Source organism: Nocardiopsis eucommiae, from assembly GCF_965344335.1.
GTDB lineage: Bacteria > Actinomycetota > Actinomycetes > Streptosporangiales > Streptosporangiaceae > Nocardiopsis > Nocardiopsis eucommiae.
Map to the genome: position 1 here is coordinate 1 of NZ_CBDRIY010000008.1, position 18,585 is coordinate 18,585.

Sequence of the window (18,585 nt, forward strand, 5' to 3'; positions counted from 1 at the left end):
CAAGAAAACAAGAGGGGGGGGGTTCCCCCCCCCCCCCCCCCCCCGGTACCGGTGCGTCTCCTAGACGCCGACGAACGAACGCAGCGCGGCGGCGCGGTCCGTGCGCTCCCAGGTGAACTCCGGCAGCTCACGGCCGAAGTGACCGTAGGCGGCGGTCTTGGAGTAGATCGGACGCAGCAGGTCCAGGTCGCGCACGATGGCGGCCGGACGCAGGTCGAAGACCTCCTTGACGGCCTTCTCGATCAGCTCCGGCGCCACCCGCTCGGTGCCGAAGGTCTCGATGAACACACCCACCGGGTGGGCCTTGCCGATCGCGTAGGCCACCTGGACCTCGGCGCGCTCGGCCAGCTCAGCGGCGACGATGTTCTTCGCGACCCAGCGGGTGGCGTAGGCGGCGGAACGGTCCACCTTCGACGGGTCCTTGCCCGAGAAGGCGCCGCCGCCGTGGCGGGCGTAGCCGCCGTAGGTGTCGACGATGATCTTGCGGCCGGTGAGACCGGCGTCGCCCATCGGGCCACCGATCTCGAAGCGACCGGTCGGGTTGACCAGGAGGCGGTAGTCGTCCGCGTCCAGGCCGTAGGCGGCGACCACGGGCTCGATGACGTGCTCCCGGATGTCCGGGGTCAGCATCTCCTCCAGGTTGATGTCCGCCGAGTGCTGGCTGGAGACCACGACGGTGTCCAGGCGGACCGGGGTCTGGCCCTCGTACTCGACGGTGACCTGGGTCTTGCCGTCGGGGCGCAGGTAGGGGACGGTGCCGTTGCGGCGGACCTCGGACAGGCGCTCGGAGAGCGAGTGGGCCAGCTTGATCGGCAGCGGCATGAGCTCGGGGGTCTCACGGTTGGCGTAGCCGAACATGAGGCCCTGGTCGCCGGCGCCCTGCCGGTTGAGGACGTCGTCCTCGTGCTCGACGCGCGCCTCGTAGGCGGTGTCGACGCCCTGGGCGATGTCCGGGGACTGCGCGTCGATGGAGACGTTGACCCCACAGGAGTCACCGTCGAAACCCTTGGCGGACGAGTCGTAGCCGATCTGGAGGATCTTCTCGCGCACGATCGCGGGGATGTCGACATAGGTCTGGGTGGTGACCTCACCCGCGATGTGGACCTGACCCGTGGTGATCAGCGTCTCGACCGCGACCCGGCTGCCGGGGTCGGTGGCGAGCATCGCGTCGAGGATCGCGTCACTGATCTGGTCGGCCATCTTGTCGGGATGGCCTTCGGTGACCGACTCGGAGGTGAAAAGGCGGCGGGACACGTTGCGTGACTCCTTGCAGCGGCTGCTGGCTGACATGTGTCGGGACGGCAATACCGACCGACGCGGTTGGTTATCGGTCCACTGTAACGGGACTGGTGGGGGCGGGTGCGCGGCGGCGGGCCTCCTCAGCCGTTCGTCGGCACCCGAATGAGTCTGTCGTACTCAGCGGTAGGAATCCAGCGCGCCGAGCGGAAGTTTTGCCGACGGAACGGCGACGGACCCCCGGATCGCGCTGTACGTCGGGAGTTCCCTCCGCGACGGTGACCCTCATCCCGGCAGCCGTTCGACCACCAGGTCCCAGACGCGGTCCGCGAGGTCCTCCTTGGGCCCTGTGGGAATGTCCACGGCGCTCCCGTCGGAACCGAGCACCGTCGCCTGGTTGTCCTCGGTGCCGAAGGCGCGGCCGCCGCCGACCTGGTTGACCACGAGCAGGTCGCACCCCTTGCGGGCCAGCTTGGCGCGGCCGTTGGCGATGACGTCGTCGGTCTCGGCGGCGAACCCGACGATGGTCTGCTCCACGTGCTCCCGCGCCCGCGAGGCCACCAGGCCGGCGAGGATGTCGGGGTTCTCCACCAGTTCGATCGGTGCCGGGGCGTCCCCGGACTTCTTGATCTTGGAGGCGGCGCTGGTCACCGGGCGGAAGTCGGCCACGGCGGCGCTCATCACCACGGCGTCGGCCCCGGCGCGCTCCGTCTCCATGGCCTCGGCCAGCTCCACCGCCGACTCCACCCGCACCAGGCGCACCCCGGCGGGGTCGGGCAGGGAGACGTTGGCCGCCACCAGGGTCACGTCAGCGCCCCGGGCGGCGGCGGTGCGCGCGAGGGCGTACCCCTGACGGCCCGAGGAGTGGTTGCCCAGGAAGCGGACGGGGTCGATGGCCTCGCGGGTGCCGCCCGCGGAGACGACCACGCGTCGGCCCGCGAGGTCGGAGCGGGTGGCGCCCCGACGCAGGACCAGACGGGCGGCCTCGAAGAGTTCGGCGGGGTCGGGCAGGCGTCCACGGCCGGTGTCGGCGCCGGTGAGGCGGCCCACGGCCGGGTCCAGGACGACGGCGCCGCGCGAGCGCAGGGTGGCCACGTTGGCCTGGGTGGCGGGATGCTCCCACATCTCGGTGTGCATCGCGGGGGCGAACACCACCGGGCACCGCGCCGTGAGGAGGGTGTTGGTCAGCAGGTCGTCCGCGAGTCCGGCGGCGGCCTTGGCGAGGAGGTTGGCGGTGGCCGGGGCGACGAGGACCAGGTCGGCCGACTGGCCGATGCGCACGTGCGGGACCTCGTGGACCTCGTCCCACACGCCGGTGGCGACGGGCTGGCCGGACAGGGCGGCCCAGGTGGGCTCACCGACGAAGCGCAGGGCGTCGGCGGTGGGCACGACCCGGACTCGGTGGCCGGACTCGGTCAGCCGGCGCAGCAGCTCGCACACCTTGTAGGCGGCGATGCCCCCGCCGACGCCGAGGACCACCTGGGGAACGGAATCTGTGTCACTCACACATGGAGTTCTACCAGGCCGCGCCCGCCGCACGCCCCGGGCGGGGGTGCGACGGGCGCGGTCGGTGCCCCCGAGGGGGCGTGCCCGTGTGGGGCGCGGCTCAGGTGCCCTCGTACGGCTCGGCGGTGAGCAGGCCGGACCTGACCTCGCGCAGGGCGATGGAGAGGGACTTCTCCTGGACCTGGGTCTCGACCAGCGGGCCGACGTACTCCAGCAGGCCCTCGCCCAGCTGGGCGTAGTAGGCGTTGATCTGGCGGGCCCGCTTGGAGGCCATGGTGACCAGGCTGTACTTGCTGTCGACGCACTCCAGCAGGTCGTCGATCGGCGGGTTGGTGATGCCTTCGGCGACGGGCTCGGTACCAGCCACTTCGTTACCTCCAGGGACGGTCTGCGGCTCCGTCGGAAGCCGTGACACGGGTTGGACAGAAAGGTTCTTGGGGCCCGGAAACGGGGCGGACGCGGCCGCTGCCGGAGTGCGGCGCGGCCCGATACGCACCCGTTATCACACCTTGGGCGCTGTCATCAACGCTAGCAGCTCGTCGCACACTTCCTGCACGGACGTGTTGACGAGCGTGGTGTCGAACTCCTTCTCGGCGGCGAGCTCGACCTTGGCGACCTCCAGGCGGCGCCGGATCACGTCGTCGGACTCGGTTCCGCGGCCGGTCAGCCTGCGGACCAGCTCCTCCCACGAGGGCGGGGCGAGGAAGACGTGCAGGGCGTCGTCCATGGACTCGCGGACCTGGCGCGCTCCCTGGAGTTCGATCTCCAGCAGCACGGGGATCCCCTCGCTGAGGCGCTCCTCGACGGGTCCGCGCGGGGTGCCGTAGCGGTTGCCCGCGAACTGGGCCCACTCCAGGAGCTGGTCCTCGGCGACGAGGCGGTCGAACTCCTCGTCGGTGACGAAGTGGTACTGGACCCCGTCGCGCTCGCCGGGTCGGGGGGCGCGGGTGGTCACCGACACCGAGAGCCACACGTCGGGGTTGACCTGGCGCAGGTGGGCGACGACCGTGCTCTTTCCCACGCCGGAGGGGCCGGACAGGACGGTCAGTCGTTTCTCGGCCGGTCGGGTCTGGTCTGCGGTCTGCGCAGGCATGTGAGTATCAGGCTTCCATTCGGCTCTCCGCCACGCGGTGGGCCGTGGGCCTCGTGAGCGCTGCCGGGGCCGGACCCGGTGGTCCGGCGCGCACCGCGCGGGCGGCTCGTGCTGGCGCGCTGGCGCGCAGCGTACGGTCGCGGGAAGCTCCCTTTATATCACCGAGCCACGGTGGGGCGGACGGGGTGTGACCTGGGGCCCACCCGCCCGCCACACCGTGGCGTCGGGTTGTTGCTCACCGCGTGCCGTGGCCACTGGTGCGGCGGCTCCGCGCGACTGTGGGGGACGCGTCGGGGGCGGTGTTGGCCGGTGTCGCCACCGGACCGGTGTTACTTGGTGAGGTCGCCGAACTCGCTCTCGAGGGCGGCACGCTGGTTGGTGCCGAGGCCTCGGACACGGCGCGACTCAGCGATGTTGAGCCGCTCCATGATCTGCTTGGCACGCACCTTGCCGACACCGGGGAGGGATTCCAGCAGAGCCGAAACCTTCATCTTGCCGATGACGTCGTCCTTGAGGCCGTTGGAGAGGACCTCGGACAGCGAGATGCCGCCGTTCTTGAGCTTGTTCTTGACCTCCGCACGCTCTTTTCTGGCCTTGGCGGCCTTCTCAAGAGCCGCGCTGCGCTGCTCGGGTGTGAGGGGAGGAAGGGCCACGCCGGGTCACCTCGGTTTTCTACTCGTTTGTAGAGGGCGGACGCCTGCGCAAGTTAGTAGGTCTGACCCCTGTTAGGCAACGTAAAGTGCCCTTTCAAGGGCTATTTCATCGAAGGAACTACCCTGAGTGACGATCCAATTGCGGTCGGACACGAAAATCAGGACTTTGGTCCCGATTGCCGAGCTGGGAAAGCGCACCACCTGCGCAGGTCACCCTGCGGTGACTCGGGTCACTCTTCGCCATGGATTCCTAGTTTTGGACACGCCTAATTGGTGACCGTCCGTGATCCACAACTGTGAGTGATGGGACAGATGCGACAAATGGGACTGTCCTGCTCTCACCTGCGCCGTGTCCGGGCAGCCCACGGCCGCCCCGCCCCGGCCCCTCCCTGATTTCAGACACGACCCCCGGCCCTCCGCACGGCCGCCGCGATCGAGGCCGCCGCCGCGCCCGGGTCCGGGGCGCGGGTGATGGGTCGTCCGATGACCAGGAGGTCCGCCCCGGCCTCGATCGCCGCCTCCGGGGTGGCGACCCGCGACTGGTCACCGACGTCCGCCCCGGCCGGGCGGACCCCCGGGGTGATCAGGGTGACGTCCGGCCCCACCTCCGCACGGACCAGCGCCACCTCCTGGGGCGAGCAGACCAGCGCCCGCGCGCCCGCGCCCACCGCGAGCACGGCCAGGCGCCGCACCGCGTCCCGCGACGGACCGAGCAGCCCCACCTGCTCCAGGTCCGCCTCGTTCATGGACGTGAGCACGGTGACCGCGGCGATCCTGGTGTCCGGCGCCGCCTCGACCGCGGCGCGGACCATGTCCGCTCCCCCGGAGGCGTGCACGGTCAGGATCGAGGGACGCAGCCCAGCGACCGAGCGCGCGGCCCCGGCGACCGTGGCCGGGATGTCGTGCAGCTTCAGGTCGAGGAAGACCCCGACACGGTTGGCGCCGCGCACGGCGCTGATCACGTCGGGGCCGTAGCGCAGGTACAGCTCCAGCCCCACCTTCACCGTGCTCACGTGCGGCGCGACCGCGGAGGCCCAGGTGGCCGCCGTCTCGATCTCGTTCGCGTCGATCGCGACGGCGATGGGCGCGGAGTGCGCGGTCATGTCGGTATCTCCAATCGTGTGCCACCGGTGCTGCACCGGTGCCGGAATACTTCCGTTCGTGCCTTACGTCCGTACTTACGCCCGTGCTTACACACGCATCGGCCGATGCACGTTCGCTGTCATGTGCACACCACCAAGGTGTGCGGTTCCCCGGATCGGCCGCTTCATGCGCCCTACCCGCGTCACTTCCCCGTAACGGCCACTCAAGCGGACGTAGGCGCACGTTCTCCGCGAACCCACCCACGTATCCCCGGAGCACGCGTTCGGCCACACAGAGCCATCTCAGGGCCGTTCAGGCCGGTCAGGGCACTGTTGGCGCGTGAACGGGTGGTCACACACCCGTTCCGGCGCGATGGGCGGCCCCCACCACGTCCGAGGCCCTGGAGACCCCGCGCGCCTCCAGCGCCTCCGTGAACTCCCGCAGGATCCGCGTGCACGCCGACGGGTCGGAGAAGTTGACCGTCCCCACCCCCACCGCGCTGGCGCCCGCCGCCATGAACTCCAGGACGTCGGTGCCGGTGCGCACCCCGCCGACGCCGACGATCGGCACCTCCGGGAAGGCCTCGTGCACCCGGTAGACGCACCCCACCGCCAGCGGGCGGATCGCCGGGCCGGACAGCCCACCCATCCCCCCGGCCACCGCCGGGCGCAGCGTCCGCGTGTCCACGCTCATCCCCCGCAGGGTGTTGATCATGGTCAGACCGTCGACGCGGGCCGCCACACAGGCTCCGGCCAGCTCCACCACGTCGGGGACGTCGGCGGAGAGCTTGGCCAGGACCGGAACGTCCGAGCGCGCGTGCGAGCGCACCGTCTGCACGATCACCGCCGCCTGGGCGGCGTCGTCCGCGAAGTGCCGCCCCACGGGGTCGGCGGGGTTCGGGCAGGAGAGGTTGACCTCGATGGCGCCCACCCCCTCCGCCTCGGAGACCCGCCGTGCCAGCTCACCGAACTCGCCCACGCCGGACCCCGCGATGGAGACGATCGCCCGACCTCCTCGCGCCAGCAGCCAGGGCAGGTCCCGCTGGAGGAACACGTCCACCCCCGGGCCCTGCAGGCCCGTGGTGCTGAGCATCCCGCTGGGGGTCTCCGCCATGCGCGGCGCGGGTCTGCCCGCGCGCGGTTCCGACATCAACGACTTCGTGGTGACCGCGCCGATCTCCCCGATGTCGAAGAACTGCGACAGCTCACGCCCCGAGCCCGCGCAACCGGCGGCGGTGACCACCGGGTTCGGGAGTCGGAGGGAGCCGAGCCTGGTCCTGAGGTCTGCGTTCACTGGCCTTCGCTCGCTCGTGGCCCGGCGCCGCTCGGCACCGGGCCTCTCGTGGCTCTGATGTGTCAGGCGATGTCGCGGGCCGACTCCGCCGCGCGGGCCGCGCTGGACCCCTTCCACCCCGGGGCGCCCAGGGCGTCGAAGGGGATGGACCCGACGTCGTCGAAGCGCACCTGCTCGCCTCGGAACACCGGCCCGTCCACGCAGGAACGCACCATGCGCGTGATGCCGTCCTCCCCGACCACCGGGATCACGCAGGTCATGCAGACCCCGATCCCGCACGCCATGGTCTCCTCGACCGCGACCTGCACAGGGAGCCCGTGCTCCCCCGCCACCTGGGTGACGGACCGGAGCATCGGCATGGGGCCGCAGGCGTACACCGCGTCCGATCGGGAGTCCTCGATCACGCGGCCCAGGACGTCGGTGACCCTCCCCCGGGTGCCGAAGGAGCCGTCGTCGGTGGTGAAGGTCGCGGTCTCGGCGACGCGACGGGCGGTGATGGCGCTGAACACGCGGTCGGCGGAGGCCGCGCCCAGCACGAAGTCCACGCGGCAGCCGCGCCTGCGCAGCGACTGCGCGAGCGGGAACAGCGGCGCGCTCCCGGACCCGCCGCCCACGAGGACGCAGTTGACCGGATCGCGCGGCAGTGGGAAGGGCCGCCCGAGCGGACCCACCACGTCGAGCAGGTCGCGTGATCTTCTCTCCGCCAGCCAGGCGGTCCCCGTGCCGCGCACCGCGAACAGGAACTCGACGGTCCCACCGTAGTCGGGCTTGACGTCGTGGATCGCGAAGGGGCGGCGCAACAGCGTGCTGGAGTGGTCCCCGCCGACCGCCACCGACACGAACTGGCCGGAACGGAACCGTTCCGCGATACCCGGCGCGACGACGGTGATGGCGTAGTAGGCGTCCACCCTGCGCACGTTCAGCACGGGGCACCTGGTCTGCACCGGTCCGTGGTCGCTCATGTCTGGTGGTGGCCTCTCTGGAACTGGGCTTCACTGTCCGGGTGCCGCGACGATCCGCGGCACCCGGACTGCGCCTGCTGTGGGCCTCCGCTCCGCTTCAGCCCGTGTCCGGGTACCCGGACAGCCAGGGATTCCTCATCCTCGTCCACGCCTGGCTCGTTCCTCGCCGACGGCTCGACTCGTCTTGCAGAACCCTGGCGGTACCCGGACTGCTACAGCCTAGGAGCTCCGGCGGCTCTCCGTGAGCGACTGGGCGTGCTCCTGGAGGGACCGCACCCCGACGTCGCCGCGCACACGGGCCTCGATCGCCTGGACGGCGGCGGCCAGGCCCTGCACGGTGGTGACGCTGGGGACCGCGCGGGCGATGGCGGCGGTCCGGATCTCGTACCCGTCCAGACGCGGGCCGGACTGGCCCGCGCTGCCGAACGGGGTGTTGACGATCAGGTCGACCTCACCGTCGTGGATGAGCTGCACGATGGTGGGCTCGCCGTTGGGGCCGGTGCCCGTGCTGTGCTTGCGCACCACGGTCGCGAGGACGCCGTTGCGGCGCAGGACCACGGCGGTGCCCTCGGTGGCCAGGATCTCGAAGCCGAGGTCGGCCAGGCGCTTGACCGGGAAGATCATCGAGCGCTTGTCGCGGTTGGCGACCGACACGAACACCTTGCCCTGGGTGGGCACGGTGCCGTTGACCGCCAGCTGGGACTTGGCGTAGGCGGGGCCGAACCCGGTGTCCAGGCCCATGACCTCGCCGGTGGAGCGCATCTCGGGGCCGAGGATGGTGTCGACGCCCTCGCCCTCCTTGTTGATGAACCGGTTGAAGGGCAGCACGGCCTCCTTCACCGACACCGGGGCGTCGGCGGGCAGGTCGCCGCCGTCGCCCTTGGCGGGCAGCATGCCCTCGGCGCGCAGCTCGGCGATGCTGCTCCCCGCCATGACGCGGGCGGCGGCCTTGGCCAGCGGAACCGCGGTGGCCTTGGAGACGAACGGGACCGTGCGGGAGGCGCGCGGGTTGGCCTCCAGGACGTTGAGGACGCCGGAGGCGAGCGCGTACTGGACGTTGAGCAGGCCCCGGACCCCGGTACCGCGCGCGATGGCCTCGGTGGAGTAGCGGATGCGCTCGATGTCCTCGCTGCCCAGGGTGATGGAGGGCAGGGTGCACGCCGAGTCGCCGGAGTGGATGCCGGCCTCCTCGATGTGCTCCATGACGCCGCCCAGGTACAGGTCCTTGCCGTCGTAGAGGGCGTCGACGTCGATCTCGATGGCGTCGTCGAGGAAGCGGTCGATCAGGACCGGGTGTTCGGGGCTGACCTCGGCGTTGCGCTCGATGTAGTCGGCGAGCATCCGCTCGCTGTAGACGATCTCCATGCCCCGGCCGCCCAGCACGTAGGACGGGCGGACCATGACGGGGTAGCCGATCTCGTCGGCGGCGGCCTTGGCCTGCTCGAAGGAGTAGGCCATGCCGTACTTGGGCGCGGGCAGTCCGGCGTCGGCCAGGACCTGGCCGAACTCGCCCCGGTCCTCGGCCAGGTCGATGGCCTCGGGGCTGGTGCCGATGATGGGCACGCCCGCGTCCTTGAGGCGGCGGGCCAGGCCGAGCGGGGTCTGGCCGCCCAGCTGGACGATGACGCCCACGACCGGCCCCGCGGCCTGCTCGGCGCGCACGACCTCCAGGACGTCCTCCAGGGTGAGCGGCTCGAAGTAGAGCCGGTCACTGGTGTCGTAGTCCGTGGAGACGGTCTCCGGGTTGCAGTTGACCATGACGGTCTCGAACCCGGCGTCGGAGAGCGCGAAGGAGGCGTGGACGCAGGAGTAGTCGAACTCCACGCCCTGACCGATCCGGTTGGGTCCCGAGCCCAGGATGATGATCTTGGGCCGGTCTCCGGTGGGGACCTCGGTCTCCTCGTCGTAGCTGGAGTACAGGTACGGCGTGGCGGCCCTGAACTCGGCCGCGCAGGTGTCCACGGTCAGGTAGACGGGGTGGATGCCCAGGGCGTGGCGGAGCTCGCGGACGACGTCCTCGGTCCGTCCGGTGATCTCACCGATCTGGACGTCGGAGAAGCCGAGGCCCTTCGCCTCGCGGAGCAGGGCGGCGTCGAGCTTGGGCGCGGTGGCCAGGACGCGGGCCATCTCCTCCAGGCGCAGCATCTGGTCCAGGAACCACGGGTCGATCTTCGTGGCCTCGTGCAGCTCCTCGACCGTGGCTCCGGCGCGCAGGGCCTGCTGGACCTGGCGCAGGCGGTGCTCGGTGGGCTGGACGGAGCGGCGCAGGAGCTCGTCCTTGTCGCCGGGGTTCCCGGCCCAGGTCAGACCGACCCCGGCCTTCTCCAGGGAGCGCATGGCCTTCTGGAGCGCCTCGGGGAAGGACCGGCCGATGGCCATCGCCTCGCCCACCGACTTCATGGTGGTGGTGAGGGTGGGGTCGGCGCCGGGGAACTTCTCGAAGGCGAAGCGGGGGACCTTGACGACCACGTAGTCGAGCGTGGGCTCGAAACTGGCCGGGGTCTCCTTGGTGATGTCGTTGGGGATCTCGTCCAGCGTGTAGCCGACGGCGAGCTTGGCGGCGATCTTGGCGATCGGGAAGCCGGTGGCCTTGGAGGCCAGCGCCGAGGAGCGGGACACGCGGGGGTTCATCTCGATGACGATGACCCGGCCGGTGGTGGGGTGGACGGCGAACTGGATGTTGCAGCCGCCGGTGTCCACGCCGACCTCGCGGATGACCGCGATACCGATGTCGCGCAGCTTCTGGTACTCGCGGTCGGTGAGGGTCATGGCGGGGGCCACGGTGATGGAGTCACCGGTGTGCACGCCCATGGGGTCGAGGTTCTCGATGGAGCAGACGACCACGACGTTGTCGTTGGTGTCGCGCATCAGCTCCAGCTCGTACTCCTTCCAGCCGAGGATGGACTCCTCCAGGAGCACCTCGGTGGTCGGGGAGAGCGCCAGGCCCTGGCCCGCGATGCGGTGGAGCTCGGTCGCGTCGTGGGCGAAGCCGGAACCGGCGCCGCCCATGGTGAAGGACGGGCGCACGACGACCGGGTAGTCGAGTTCCTCGGCCGCGTCCAGGCACTCCTGGAGGGTGTGGCAGATGCGCGAGCGGGCGGACTCGCCGCCGATGCGCTCGACGATGCCCTTGAAGATCTCGCGGTCCTCGCCGGACTGGATGGCGTCGATGTTGGCGCCGATGAGCTCGACGTCGTACTTGGCCAGGATCCCGGCCTCGTGCAGGTCGACGGCGGCGTTGAGCGCGGTCTGTCCGCCCAGGGTGGGCAGGAGCGCGTCGGGGCGCTCCTTGGCGATGATCTTCTCGATCATCTCGGGGGTGATCGGCTCGACGTACGTGGCGTCGGCGATCTCCGGGTCGGTCATGATCGTGGCCGGGTTGGAGTTGACCAGGATGACCCGCAGGCCCTCGGCCCGCAGGACACGGCAGGCCTGGGTGCCCGAGTAGTCGAACTCGGCCGCCTGCCCGATCACGATCGGGCCGGAGCCGATCACGAGGACGGATGAAAGGTCACTACGGCGCGGCATGCTCTGTTCCTCTACTACTTGGCAGCCGGTGCGGGCTGGGCGGACATCAGGTCGACGAACTCGTCGAAGAGCTCAGCGGCGTCGTGGGGGCCGGCGGCGGCCTCCGGGTGGAACTGGACGCTGAACACGGGTCGGTCCAGCAGCCGCAGGCCCTCGACGACCTGGTCGTTGAGGCCGATGTGGCTGACCTCGGCCCGGCCGTAGGGGGTGTCGAAGGGCGCGTCGAGCGGGGCGTCCACGGCGAAGCCGTGGTTCTGGCTGGTGATCGCCACCTTCTTGGTGCGGGTGTCGATGACCGGCTGGTTGACGCCTCGGTGGCCGAAGGGCAGCTTGTAGGTGCCCAGGCCAAGGGAGCGGCCCAGGATCTGGTTGCCGAAGCAGATGCCGAAGAGCGGCTTCCCCGCGTCCAGCACCCCGCGCATGGCGTCGACGGAGCGGTCGGCGGTGGCGGGGTCGCCGGGGCCGTTGCTGAAGAAGACGCCGTCCGGGTCCAGCGCGAGGATGTCCTCGGCGGTGGCCGTGGCGGGCAGGACGGTGACCCTGCACCCGCGCTCGGCCAGCCGCTGGGGGGTCATGGCCTTGATGCCGAGGTCGACGGCGGCCACGTGGAAGCGGGTCTCGACGCCCTGGGGAGGCAGGATCTCGTAGGCGGCGTCGGTGCTGACCTCGACGGCCAGGTCGGAACCGGCCATGCGGGGCTGCTCCAGGATGCGGGCGTGCAGCGCCTTCGGGTCGGTCTCCACGCTGCTGACCGCCGCGCGCATCGCGCCCCGGTCGCGCAGGTGGCGGGTGAGCGCGCGGGTGCCGGTCAGCGCGATGCCGACCACGCCCTGGCGGCGCAGTTCCTCGTCGAGGGTGCGCTCGGCCCGCCAGTTGGAGGGGATGCGCGCGGGCTCGCGGACGACGTAGCCCGCCACCCAGATCCGGCCGGACTCGGGGTCGTCGTCGTTGACCCCGGTGTTGCCGATGTGCGGGGCGGTCATCACCACGATCTGGCGGTGGTACGAGGGGTCGGTGAGGGTCTCCTGGTAGCCGGTCATACCGGTGTTGAAGACGGCCTCCCCGAAGGTCTCGCCGGTGGCGCCGAAGGAGCGGCCGTGGAACACACGACCGTCCTCAAGCACCAGGATCGCCGGACCGCCGGTCTCCTCGGACACGTTTCCCCCCTCTGTCGCACCAGGCATGACCTGGGCGTTCACTGCGTTCTGTGTGCTCAATTGATCTTCCCCTCCAGGACGGTGGGCACCCCGCGCAGGAACGTGGCGCGGACCCGTCCGGGCAGGGTCATGCCCCGGAAGGGGGTGTTGTCGCTCTTGGTCACCATCGCCGCGCCGTCGACGTCGACCGGCGAGGCGGGGTCGTAGAGGACGACGTTGGCGGGCTCGCCCACGGCGAGCTCACGGCCGTGCCCGCCGACCCGGCCGATGCGGGCGGGCGCGGTGGACATGCGGTCCGCGACCTCGGTCCAGGTGAGCAGGCCGGTGTCGACCATGGTGCGCTGCACGACCGCCAACGCGGTCTCCAGACCGACCATTCCCATGGCGGCGTTGGACCACTCGGTCTCCTTGGCCTCCGCCGGATGGGGGGCGTGGTCGGTGGCGACGATGTCGATCGTTCCGTCGGCCAGTCCCTCGCGCAGGGCCTGGACGTCCTCGGCGGTGCGCAGGGGCGGGTTCACCTTGTAGATCGGGTCGTAGCCCTCCACCAGGTCGTCGGTGAGGAGCAGGTGGTGGGGGGTGACCTCGGCGGTGACGTCGCAGCCGCGCTCCTTGGCCCAGCGGATGATGTCCACCGAGCCCTTGGTGGAGACGTGGCACACGTGCAGGCGCGAGCCGACGTGCTGGGCGAGCAGGCAGTCGCGGGCGATGATCGCCTCCTCCGCGACCGCGGGCCAGCCGGGCAGGCCGAGGCGGTCGGAGACGCAGCCCTCGTTCATCTGGGCGCCCTCGGTCAGACGCGGTTCCTGGGCGTGCTGGGCGATGACGCCGTCGAAGGCCTTGACGTACTCCAGGGCGCGGCGCATGAGCAGGGCGTCCGAGACGCAGATGCCGTCGTCGGAGAAGACCCGGACCTGGGCGGCGGAGTCGGCCATGGCGCCGATCTCGGAGAGCTGCTGACCGGCGAGTCCGACGGTGACGGCGCCGACGGGGCGCACGTCGCAGTACCCGGCCTCGCGGCCCAGGCGCCAGACCTGCTCGACCACACCGGCGGTGTCGGCCACGGGGTCGGTGTTGGCCATGGCGTGCACGGAGGTGTAGCCGCCCATGGCCGCCGAGCGGGAGCCCGAGGCGACGGTCTCGGCGTCCTCCCGGCCGGGTTCGCGCAGGTGGGTGTGGAGGTCCACGAGTCCGGGCAGGGCGACCAGGCCGGTGGCGTCCACGACCCGGGCGTCCTCGGGGGCCTCCAGGTCGGGGCCGATCGCGGCGATCCGGCCGTCGACGAACAGCAGGTCGACGGGGTCTCCGCCGAGCGGGCGGGCTCCCCTGATCAGGTGCGGTCCGGTGTTTTCGGGCATGAAGGTGTCGGCTTTCTCGTGTTTCGTGAAGTTCGTGGGTGGCCCGGGCGGCGTCGCGCCCCACCCCGGGCCCGCCTCGGCGGCGTCCTCGGGCGCTCGGGCGCCGGTGGGGGTCCGTCCTTCCGGACGGTCGGCCCGGGCGCGGAGGCCGGGAGCGGGCGCGGAGCTCCTAGGAGCCGCCGAGCAGCAGGTAGAGCACGGCCATGCGCAGGCTGACACCGTTGGCGACCTGCTCGGTGACGGTGCAGCGCGGGGAGTCCGCGACCTCGGCGGAGATCTCCATGCCCCGGACCATCGGCCCGGGGTGCATGACGATCGCGTCGGAGGGCATCCGGCCCAGGCGCTCTCCGTCGAGCCCGTAGTTGCGGCTGTACTCGCGTACGGAGGGGAAGAAGGAGTCGCGCATGCGCTCCGCCTGGACCCTCAGCATCATGACCACGTCGGACTTGGGCAGGACGTCGTCCAGGTCGTAGGAGACCTCGCACGGCCAGGTGTGCACCGAGACCGGCAGCAGGGTGGGCGGCGCGACCAGGGTGACGTGCGCGCCCAGGGTGGTGAGCAGCAGCACGTTGGAGCGGGCGACCCGGCTGTGCAGGATGTCCCCGACCACGGCCACGCGCAGGCCGTCGAGCCGGCCCAGGCGGTCGCGCATGGTGTAGGCGTCCAGCAGTGCCTGGGTGGGGTGTTCGTGGGTGCCGTCGCCCGCGTTGAGGACGGATCCGTCCACCCAGTGGGCCAGGCGGTGGGCGGCACCGGAGGCTCCGTGCCGGATGACGACGGCGTCGGCGCCCATGGCCTGGAGGGTGAGCGCGGTGTCCTTGAGGCTCTCGCCCTTGGAGACGCTGGAACCCTTGGCCGAGAAGTTGATGACGTCGGCGGACAGGCGCTTGGCGGCCAGTTCGAAGGAGGTGCGGGTGCGGGTGGAGTCCTCGTAGAAGAGGTTGACCACGGTGCGCCCGCGCAGGGTGGGGAGTTTCTTGACGGAGCGGTCCCCGACCTGGGCCAGCTCGGCCGCCGTGTCCAGGATGAGCGTGGCCTCGTCGCGGCTGAGGTCGCCGGTGGAGAGCAGGTGGCGCATCAGGCGTCCCCTTCCTTGGTGTCGGCCGGGGTCTGGGCTCCGGAGCGCGCGGTGGAACCGGGCCGCGGGGTGGAGTGCGACGGCTGGGAGGAACCGGGCCGCAGGCCTCCCTTGAGGGGCGACGGGCGGGCGGGGCCGAGGAGCACGCCGTCCTGGCCGTCGGTCTCGGTCAGCTGGACCGTGACGCTCTCGCGCAGGGAGGTGGGCAGGTTCTTGCCCACGTAGTCGGCACGGATGGGGAGTTCGCGGTGGCCCCGGTCGACGAGGACGGCGAGCTGGACCGCGCGGGGGCGACCGAGGTCTCCGAGGGCGTCGAGGGCGGCCCGGACGGTGCGGCCGGAGAAGAGGACGTCGTCGACGAGGACGACCACGCGGTCGTCCAGGCCCCCGGCGGGGATCGCGGTCCGGCCCAGGGCGCGGGCGGGTGCCAGGTGCAGGTCGTCGCGGTACATCGTGATGTCCAGCGAGCCGTGGGGGACGCTGAGGTCCTCGACCCGCTCGATCCGCCGGGCCAGGCGCTCCGCGAGCGGTACGCCGCGTGAGGGGATGCCCAGGAGGGTGACGTGTTCGCCGCCCTTGGTGCGTTCGAGCACCTCGTGGGCGATGCGGGTCAGTGCCCGGTTGATCTCGTTGCCGTCGAGGACGGCTCTGGTGCCTTCGGGTACGTCGGGTGTCTCCGGTACCTCGGGTGAGGGCGAGGGGACACCAGTACCCTCACCGCTGGTTGGTTTTCGCGCACGCAAAGTAGTGACCCCTTCCCTGCCTCACAGAACAGGTCGTTAAAGGATGTCGATCGGGGCCACGCTACCAGCGCGGACGGCGGGACCCCCGGGCACGTTCCACGCTCCGAGACCAGCGATGTGATGCTGATCACAAAGACTCTCGAAGATTGCCCAGCTAAGAGTATCCGTATCATGACACTCCGGATTTGCACACCATTCGGGCGAAACGCGAAATTCCCTGTAGGAGCGGGCTTTCCGCCCCCGGAAGACGCACCACTCACCCCCACTCCTCCCAAAATGAGAGGCGTCTCACCTACGCACGGTTTGGCCACTGATTAGTCGCGTTTCACACCAACGGCTTGACCTGGACACCAGCACCCCTCTACCGTCACTGTCTGTAACCACTACCGGGTGGGGTTGCACCCCGTGACCATCCGCTGGACCGCCCAGGCGGCCCGCCGAGTACGAGCGGACGTCTCCCCACTCACGCCAGCCACCGTCACGGCCGGGAGCGACAAGAAGATGCCATCCGAATACGCCAAGTCCCTCGGCGCGCGACTGCGTGCCATCCGCACCCAGCAGGGCCTGTCCCTGCACGGGGTGGAGGAGAAGTCCCACGGACGCTGGAAGGCCGTCGTGGTGGGCTCCTACGAGCGCGGTGACCGTGCGGTCACCGTGCAGAAGCTGGCCGAACTGGCCGACTTCTACGGGGTGCCGATGTCGGAGCTGCTGCCCGGCGGCGCCGCCCCCACCCCGCTGGGTCCCACACCCAAGCTGGTGATCGACCTGGAGCGCATGCAGCAGCTCCCGCAGGAGAAGGCCGGTCCGCTCTCCCGCTACGTCGCCACCATCCAGAGCCAGCGGGGCGACTACAACGGGCGGGTGCTGTCCATCCGCCAGGAGGACCTGCGCTCACTCGCGGTCATCTACGACAAGTCGCCTGGCGACCTGACCGAGGAGCTCATCAACTGGGGCGTCCTCGACCCCGAGGCCCGTCGCGCCGTCGACGCCTTCTAGGAGTCTCCGGTTCCGGGACCTCCCGGAACGGGAGAAGGCCGGGCGTTCCCCCAGGGGAACACCCGGCCTTCCGTGTGTCCGGACCCGGGAGGGCCGGACACACGTGGGAGTGCGGGCGCGGCCGGGCAGGGGCTTCCCCTCCCCGACCCGGCCGCGCCGTGCCCCACCGGACCAGCCGGCGGAGCCAGTCGAACTCGTGTTCGACAGAGGACAGTTAACACTCCCTCCGGGGGACTCGTCAAGGAGCGGCGCGCACGGCGGCACGGCGAGGACCAGCGGTGACCGACGCGCACGGCCTAGTGTGGGGGCGTGTCAGCCCACACCGAGTTACGCGCACTCGCTCCCCCCGCGTTCACGCACGCCGTACCCGCCCTGCTGGAGGTCTACGAGGCGGCCATGCGGCCCCCGCCGGACCAGCTCCCCGGACGGGCCGCCGTGATGACCTCCCACGCCGGTTACCCCGGGTTCGGATCGGTGGTGGCCCTGGAGGGCGATCGGCCCCTCGGCTTCGCCTACGCCTTCCACGGCCACGAGGGCCAGTGGTGGCACGACGTCGTCATCGAGGCGCTGCGCCTGCACGGACGGTCACGACACGTGCGCCGGTACCTGGCCGACCCGTTGGAGATCGCGGAGGTCCACGTGCTCCCGGACGCGCAGAACCGGGGCGTGGGCCGCTCCCTCCTGCACGCCCTGTGCGCGGGCAGGCCGGAGCGGACCGCGGTGCTGTCCACGCGCACGGGACCCACCGCGGCGCGCCACCTCTACCGTTCGTGCGGGTTCGTCGAGGTGCTGGAGTCCTTCTCGTTCCCCGGCTCCCCCGACCAGCCCTTCTCGATCATGGCCGCGCGGCTTCCGCTCCTCGGACCCGGTTCCCGGCGACCTCGCGGTAGATCTCCCTGGTGGCCGTGGACTGGTTGAACGTGATGAAGTGGATGCCCGGCGCGCCCTCGGAGAGCAGACGTTCGCACATGCGCTGGGCGTGTTCGATCCCGAAGGCGCGCACCGCCTCCTCGTCGTCACCGAACCGCCGGAAGCGCTCGGCCAGCGCGGCCGGGAACGGGGCACCGGAGAGCTTCTCCGAACGCGGGATGGAGGCGAGCTTCACCACCGGGAAGACCTCGGGGATGATCGGCACCTCGCAGCCGCGCGCGGCCACCCGGTCGCGCAGGCGCAGGTAGTCCTCGGCGTCGAAGAACATCTGGGTGATCGCGTAGTCGGCCCCGGCCTCGCACTTGCGCACGAAGTGGTCGGTGTCGGTCTCCACGTCGGCCGAGCGCGGGTGCTTGTAGGGGAAGGCCGCCACGCCGACGCAGAAGTCGCCGCTCTCCTTGAGGAGCCGGACCAGTTCCTCGGCGTAGGTGAGCCCGGCGGGGTGCTGGACCCAGTCGCCGTCGGGGTCACCGGGCGGGTCGCCACGCACCGCGAGCATGTTGGACACGCCCGCGTCGGCCAGACGGCCGATGAGGTGGCGCAGCTCCGCGACGGAGTGGTCCACCAGGGTCATGTGGGCGACCGGCATCAGCGTGGTGTCGGTGGCGATGCGCTCGGTGGTCTCCACCGTGAGGTCGCGGGTGCCGCCTCCGGCACCGTAGGTGACCGAGACGAAGGACGGGCCGAGGGCCTCGATCTCACGGATCGCGCGCCAGAGCCGCTCCTGGGCCCTGGCGTTGCGGGGCGGGAAGAACTCGAAGGAGAACATCGGCTCGCCCGAGTCGAGGAGGTCGCGGATATGACGCGGCCTGGAAGCCGGGGTTCGGGGCGCCACGGGGCGGGTCGGTGCAGCCAACATGACTCCAACCTTAGGCGAGACCCCCTCGAGACCGGACACCCCGTCCCACTTTCTGAGACCGAAAGTGAAACTCTCCTCCATTTCCCAGAATGTGAGACAACAATTGGCAC

At 70.9% G+C, this 18,585-nt stretch carries 16 protein-coding genes; 2 read left to right on the top strand and 14 right to left on the bottom strand.

Annotated elements, in window-relative coordinates:
• Positions 1 to 60: 60 nt before the first annotated feature.
• The 13 genes from metK to pyrR form a co-directional block, all read right to left on the bottom strand.
• Positions 61 to 1,254, bottom strand: a complete 1,194-nt coding sequence (gene metK, locus ACRWK8_RS06555) for a methionine adenosyltransferase (protein WP_378742489.1) — start codon at positions 1,252 to 1,254, stop codon at positions 61 to 63.
• A gap of 267 nt (positions 1,255 to 1,521) precedes the next feature.
• On the bottom strand, positions 1,522 to 2,742 hold the full coding sequence (gene coaBC / locus ACRWK8_RS06560; protein WP_488186447.1) for a bifunctional phosphopantothenoylcysteine decarboxylase/phosphopantothenate--cysteine ligase CoaBC: 1,221 nt from the start codon (positions 2,740 to 2,742) through the stop codon (positions 1,522 to 1,524).
• Positions 2,743 to 2,842: 100 nt separating this feature from the next.
• Positions 2,843 to 3,109, bottom strand: a complete 267-nt coding sequence (gene rpoZ / locus ACRWK8_RS06565) for a DNA-directed RNA polymerase subunit omega (RefSeq protein WP_017576780.1) — start codon at positions 3,107 to 3,109, stop codon at positions 2,843 to 2,845.
• Between the two features lie 135 nt (positions 3,110 to 3,244).
• Positions 3,245 to 3,835 (bottom strand): guanylate kinase, encoded by a 591-nt coding sequence (gene gmk, locus ACRWK8_RS06570; RefSeq protein ID WP_378742492.1) that lies wholly within the window; start codon positions 3,833 to 3,835, stop codon positions 3,245 to 3,247.
• A gap of 329 nt (positions 3,836 to 4,164) precedes the next feature.
• Entirely contained in the window at positions 4,165 to 4,488 is a 324-nt protein-coding gene (gene mihF / locus ACRWK8_RS06575; protein WP_017546565.1) for an integration host factor, actinobacterial type, read from the bottom strand.
• 395 nt (positions 4,489 to 4,883) lie between these two features.
• Positions 4,884 to 5,591 carry an orotidine-5'-phosphate decarboxylase gene (pyrF, locus tag ACRWK8_RS06580; protein WP_378742494.1) on the bottom strand — a complete coding sequence of 236 codons (708 nt, stop codon included), beginning with the start codon at positions 5,589 to 5,591 and terminating at the stop codon, positions 4,884 to 4,886.
• A 331-nt stretch (positions 5,592 to 5,922) separates the two neighbouring features.
• On the bottom strand, positions 5,923 to 6,864 hold the full coding sequence (locus ACRWK8_RS06585; protein ID WP_378742496.1) for a dihydroorotate dehydrogenase: 942 nt from the start codon (positions 6,862 to 6,864) through the stop codon (positions 5,923 to 5,925).
• A 62-nt stretch (positions 6,865 to 6,926) separates the two neighbouring features.
• A complete protein-coding gene (locus tag ACRWK8_RS06590) occupies positions 6,927 to 7,826 on the bottom strand; it encodes a dihydroorotate dehydrogenase electron transfer subunit (RefSeq protein ID WP_378742498.1) in 900 nt (299 codons plus the stop codon).
• Positions 7,827 to 8,045: 219 nt separating this feature from the next.
• The gene (gene carB, locus ACRWK8_RS06595) at positions 8,046 to 11,354 is read right to left on the bottom strand and encodes a carbamoyl-phosphate synthase large subunit (RefSeq protein WP_431868969.1); all 3,309 of its coding nucleotides are present in this window, start codon (positions 11,352 to 11,354) and stop codon (positions 8,046 to 8,048) included.
• Positions 11,355 to 11,368: 14 nt separating this feature from the next.
• Positions 11,369 to 12,511 (bottom strand): glutamine-hydrolyzing carbamoyl-phosphate synthase small subunit, encoded by a 1,143-nt coding sequence (carA, locus tag ACRWK8_RS06600; protein ID WP_378742502.1) that lies wholly within the window; start codon positions 12,509 to 12,511, stop codon positions 11,369 to 11,371.
• Between the two features lie 56 nt (positions 12,512 to 12,567).
• Complete coding sequence (locus ACRWK8_RS06605; RefSeq protein ID WP_378742504.1) at positions 12,568 to 13,869, bottom strand: dihydroorotase; 1,302 nt, start codon at positions 13,867 to 13,869, stop codon at positions 12,568 to 12,570.
• Between the two features lie 169 nt (positions 13,870 to 14,038).
• Positions 14,039 to 14,947, bottom strand: a complete 909-nt coding sequence (locus ACRWK8_RS06610; RefSeq protein WP_378742506.1) for an aspartate carbamoyltransferase catalytic subunit — start codon at positions 14,945 to 14,947, stop codon at positions 14,039 to 14,041.
• On the bottom strand, positions 14,947 to 15,690 hold the full coding sequence (pyrR, locus tag ACRWK8_RS06615; RefSeq protein WP_431868972.1) for a bifunctional pyr operon transcriptional regulator/uracil phosphoribosyltransferase PyrR: 744 nt from the start codon (positions 15,688 to 15,690) through the stop codon (positions 14,947 to 14,949). The genes ACRWK8_RS06610 and pyrR overlap by 1 nt, the downstream gene beginning before the upstream one ends.
• Positions 15,691 to 16,191: 501 nt before the next feature.
• Here pyrR and bldD point away from each other — a divergent pair.
• Both bldD and ACRWK8_RS06625 read left to right on the top strand, forming a co-directional pair.
• Positions 16,192 to 16,686, top strand: coding sequence for a transcriptional regulator BldD (bldD, locus tag ACRWK8_RS06620; protein ID WP_013154123.1), 495 nt, complete (start codon positions 16,192 to 16,194; stop codon positions 16,684 to 16,686).
• A gap of 309 nt (positions 16,687 to 16,995) precedes the next feature.
• Positions 16,996 to 17,604, top strand: a complete 609-nt coding sequence (locus tag ACRWK8_RS06625) for a GNAT family N-acetyltransferase (RefSeq protein WP_378742510.1) — start codon at positions 16,996 to 16,998, stop codon at positions 17,602 to 17,604.
• On the opposite strand, the gene metF is transcribed toward ACRWK8_RS06625, so the two are convergent.
• Complete coding sequence (gene metF, locus ACRWK8_RS06630) at positions 17,522 to 18,451, bottom strand: methylenetetrahydrofolate reductase [NAD(P)H] (protein ID WP_378742834.1); 930 nt, start codon at positions 18,449 to 18,451, stop codon at positions 17,522 to 17,524. The two genes, ACRWK8_RS06625 and metF, sit on opposite strands and share 83 nt — an antisense overlap.
• Between the last annotated feature and the right edge of the window lie 134 nt (positions 18,452 to 18,585).

Bases quoted from the DNA above. Each gene is read 5' to 3' on its own strand.
- bldD (WP_013154123.1), top strand. From the start codon at position 16,192: ATGCCATCCGAATACGCCAAGTCCCTCGGCGCGCGACTGCGTGCCATC.
- gmk (WP_378742492.1), bottom strand. From the start codon at position 3,835: ATGCCTGCGCAGACCGCAGACCAGACCCGACCGGCCGAGAAACGACTG.
- carB (WP_431868969.1), bottom strand. From the start codon at position 11,354: ATGCCGCGCCGTAGTGACCTTTCATCCGTCCTCGTGATCGGCTCCGGC.
- ACRWK8_RS06610 (WP_378742506.1), bottom strand. From the start codon at position 14,947: ATGCGCCACCTGCTCTCCACCGGCGACCTCAGCCGCGACGAGGCCACG.
- pyrF (WP_378742494.1), bottom strand. From the start codon at position 5,591: ATGACCGCGCACTCCGCGCCCATCGCCGTCGCGATCGACGCGAACGAG.
- ACRWK8_RS06590 (WP_378742498.1), bottom strand. From the start codon at position 7,826: ATGAGCGACCACGGACCGGTGCAGACCAGGTGCCCCGTGCTGAACGTG.
- ACRWK8_RS06605 (WP_378742504.1), bottom strand. From the start codon at position 13,869: ATGCCCGAAAACACCGGACCGCACCTGATCAGGGGAGCCCGCCCGCTC.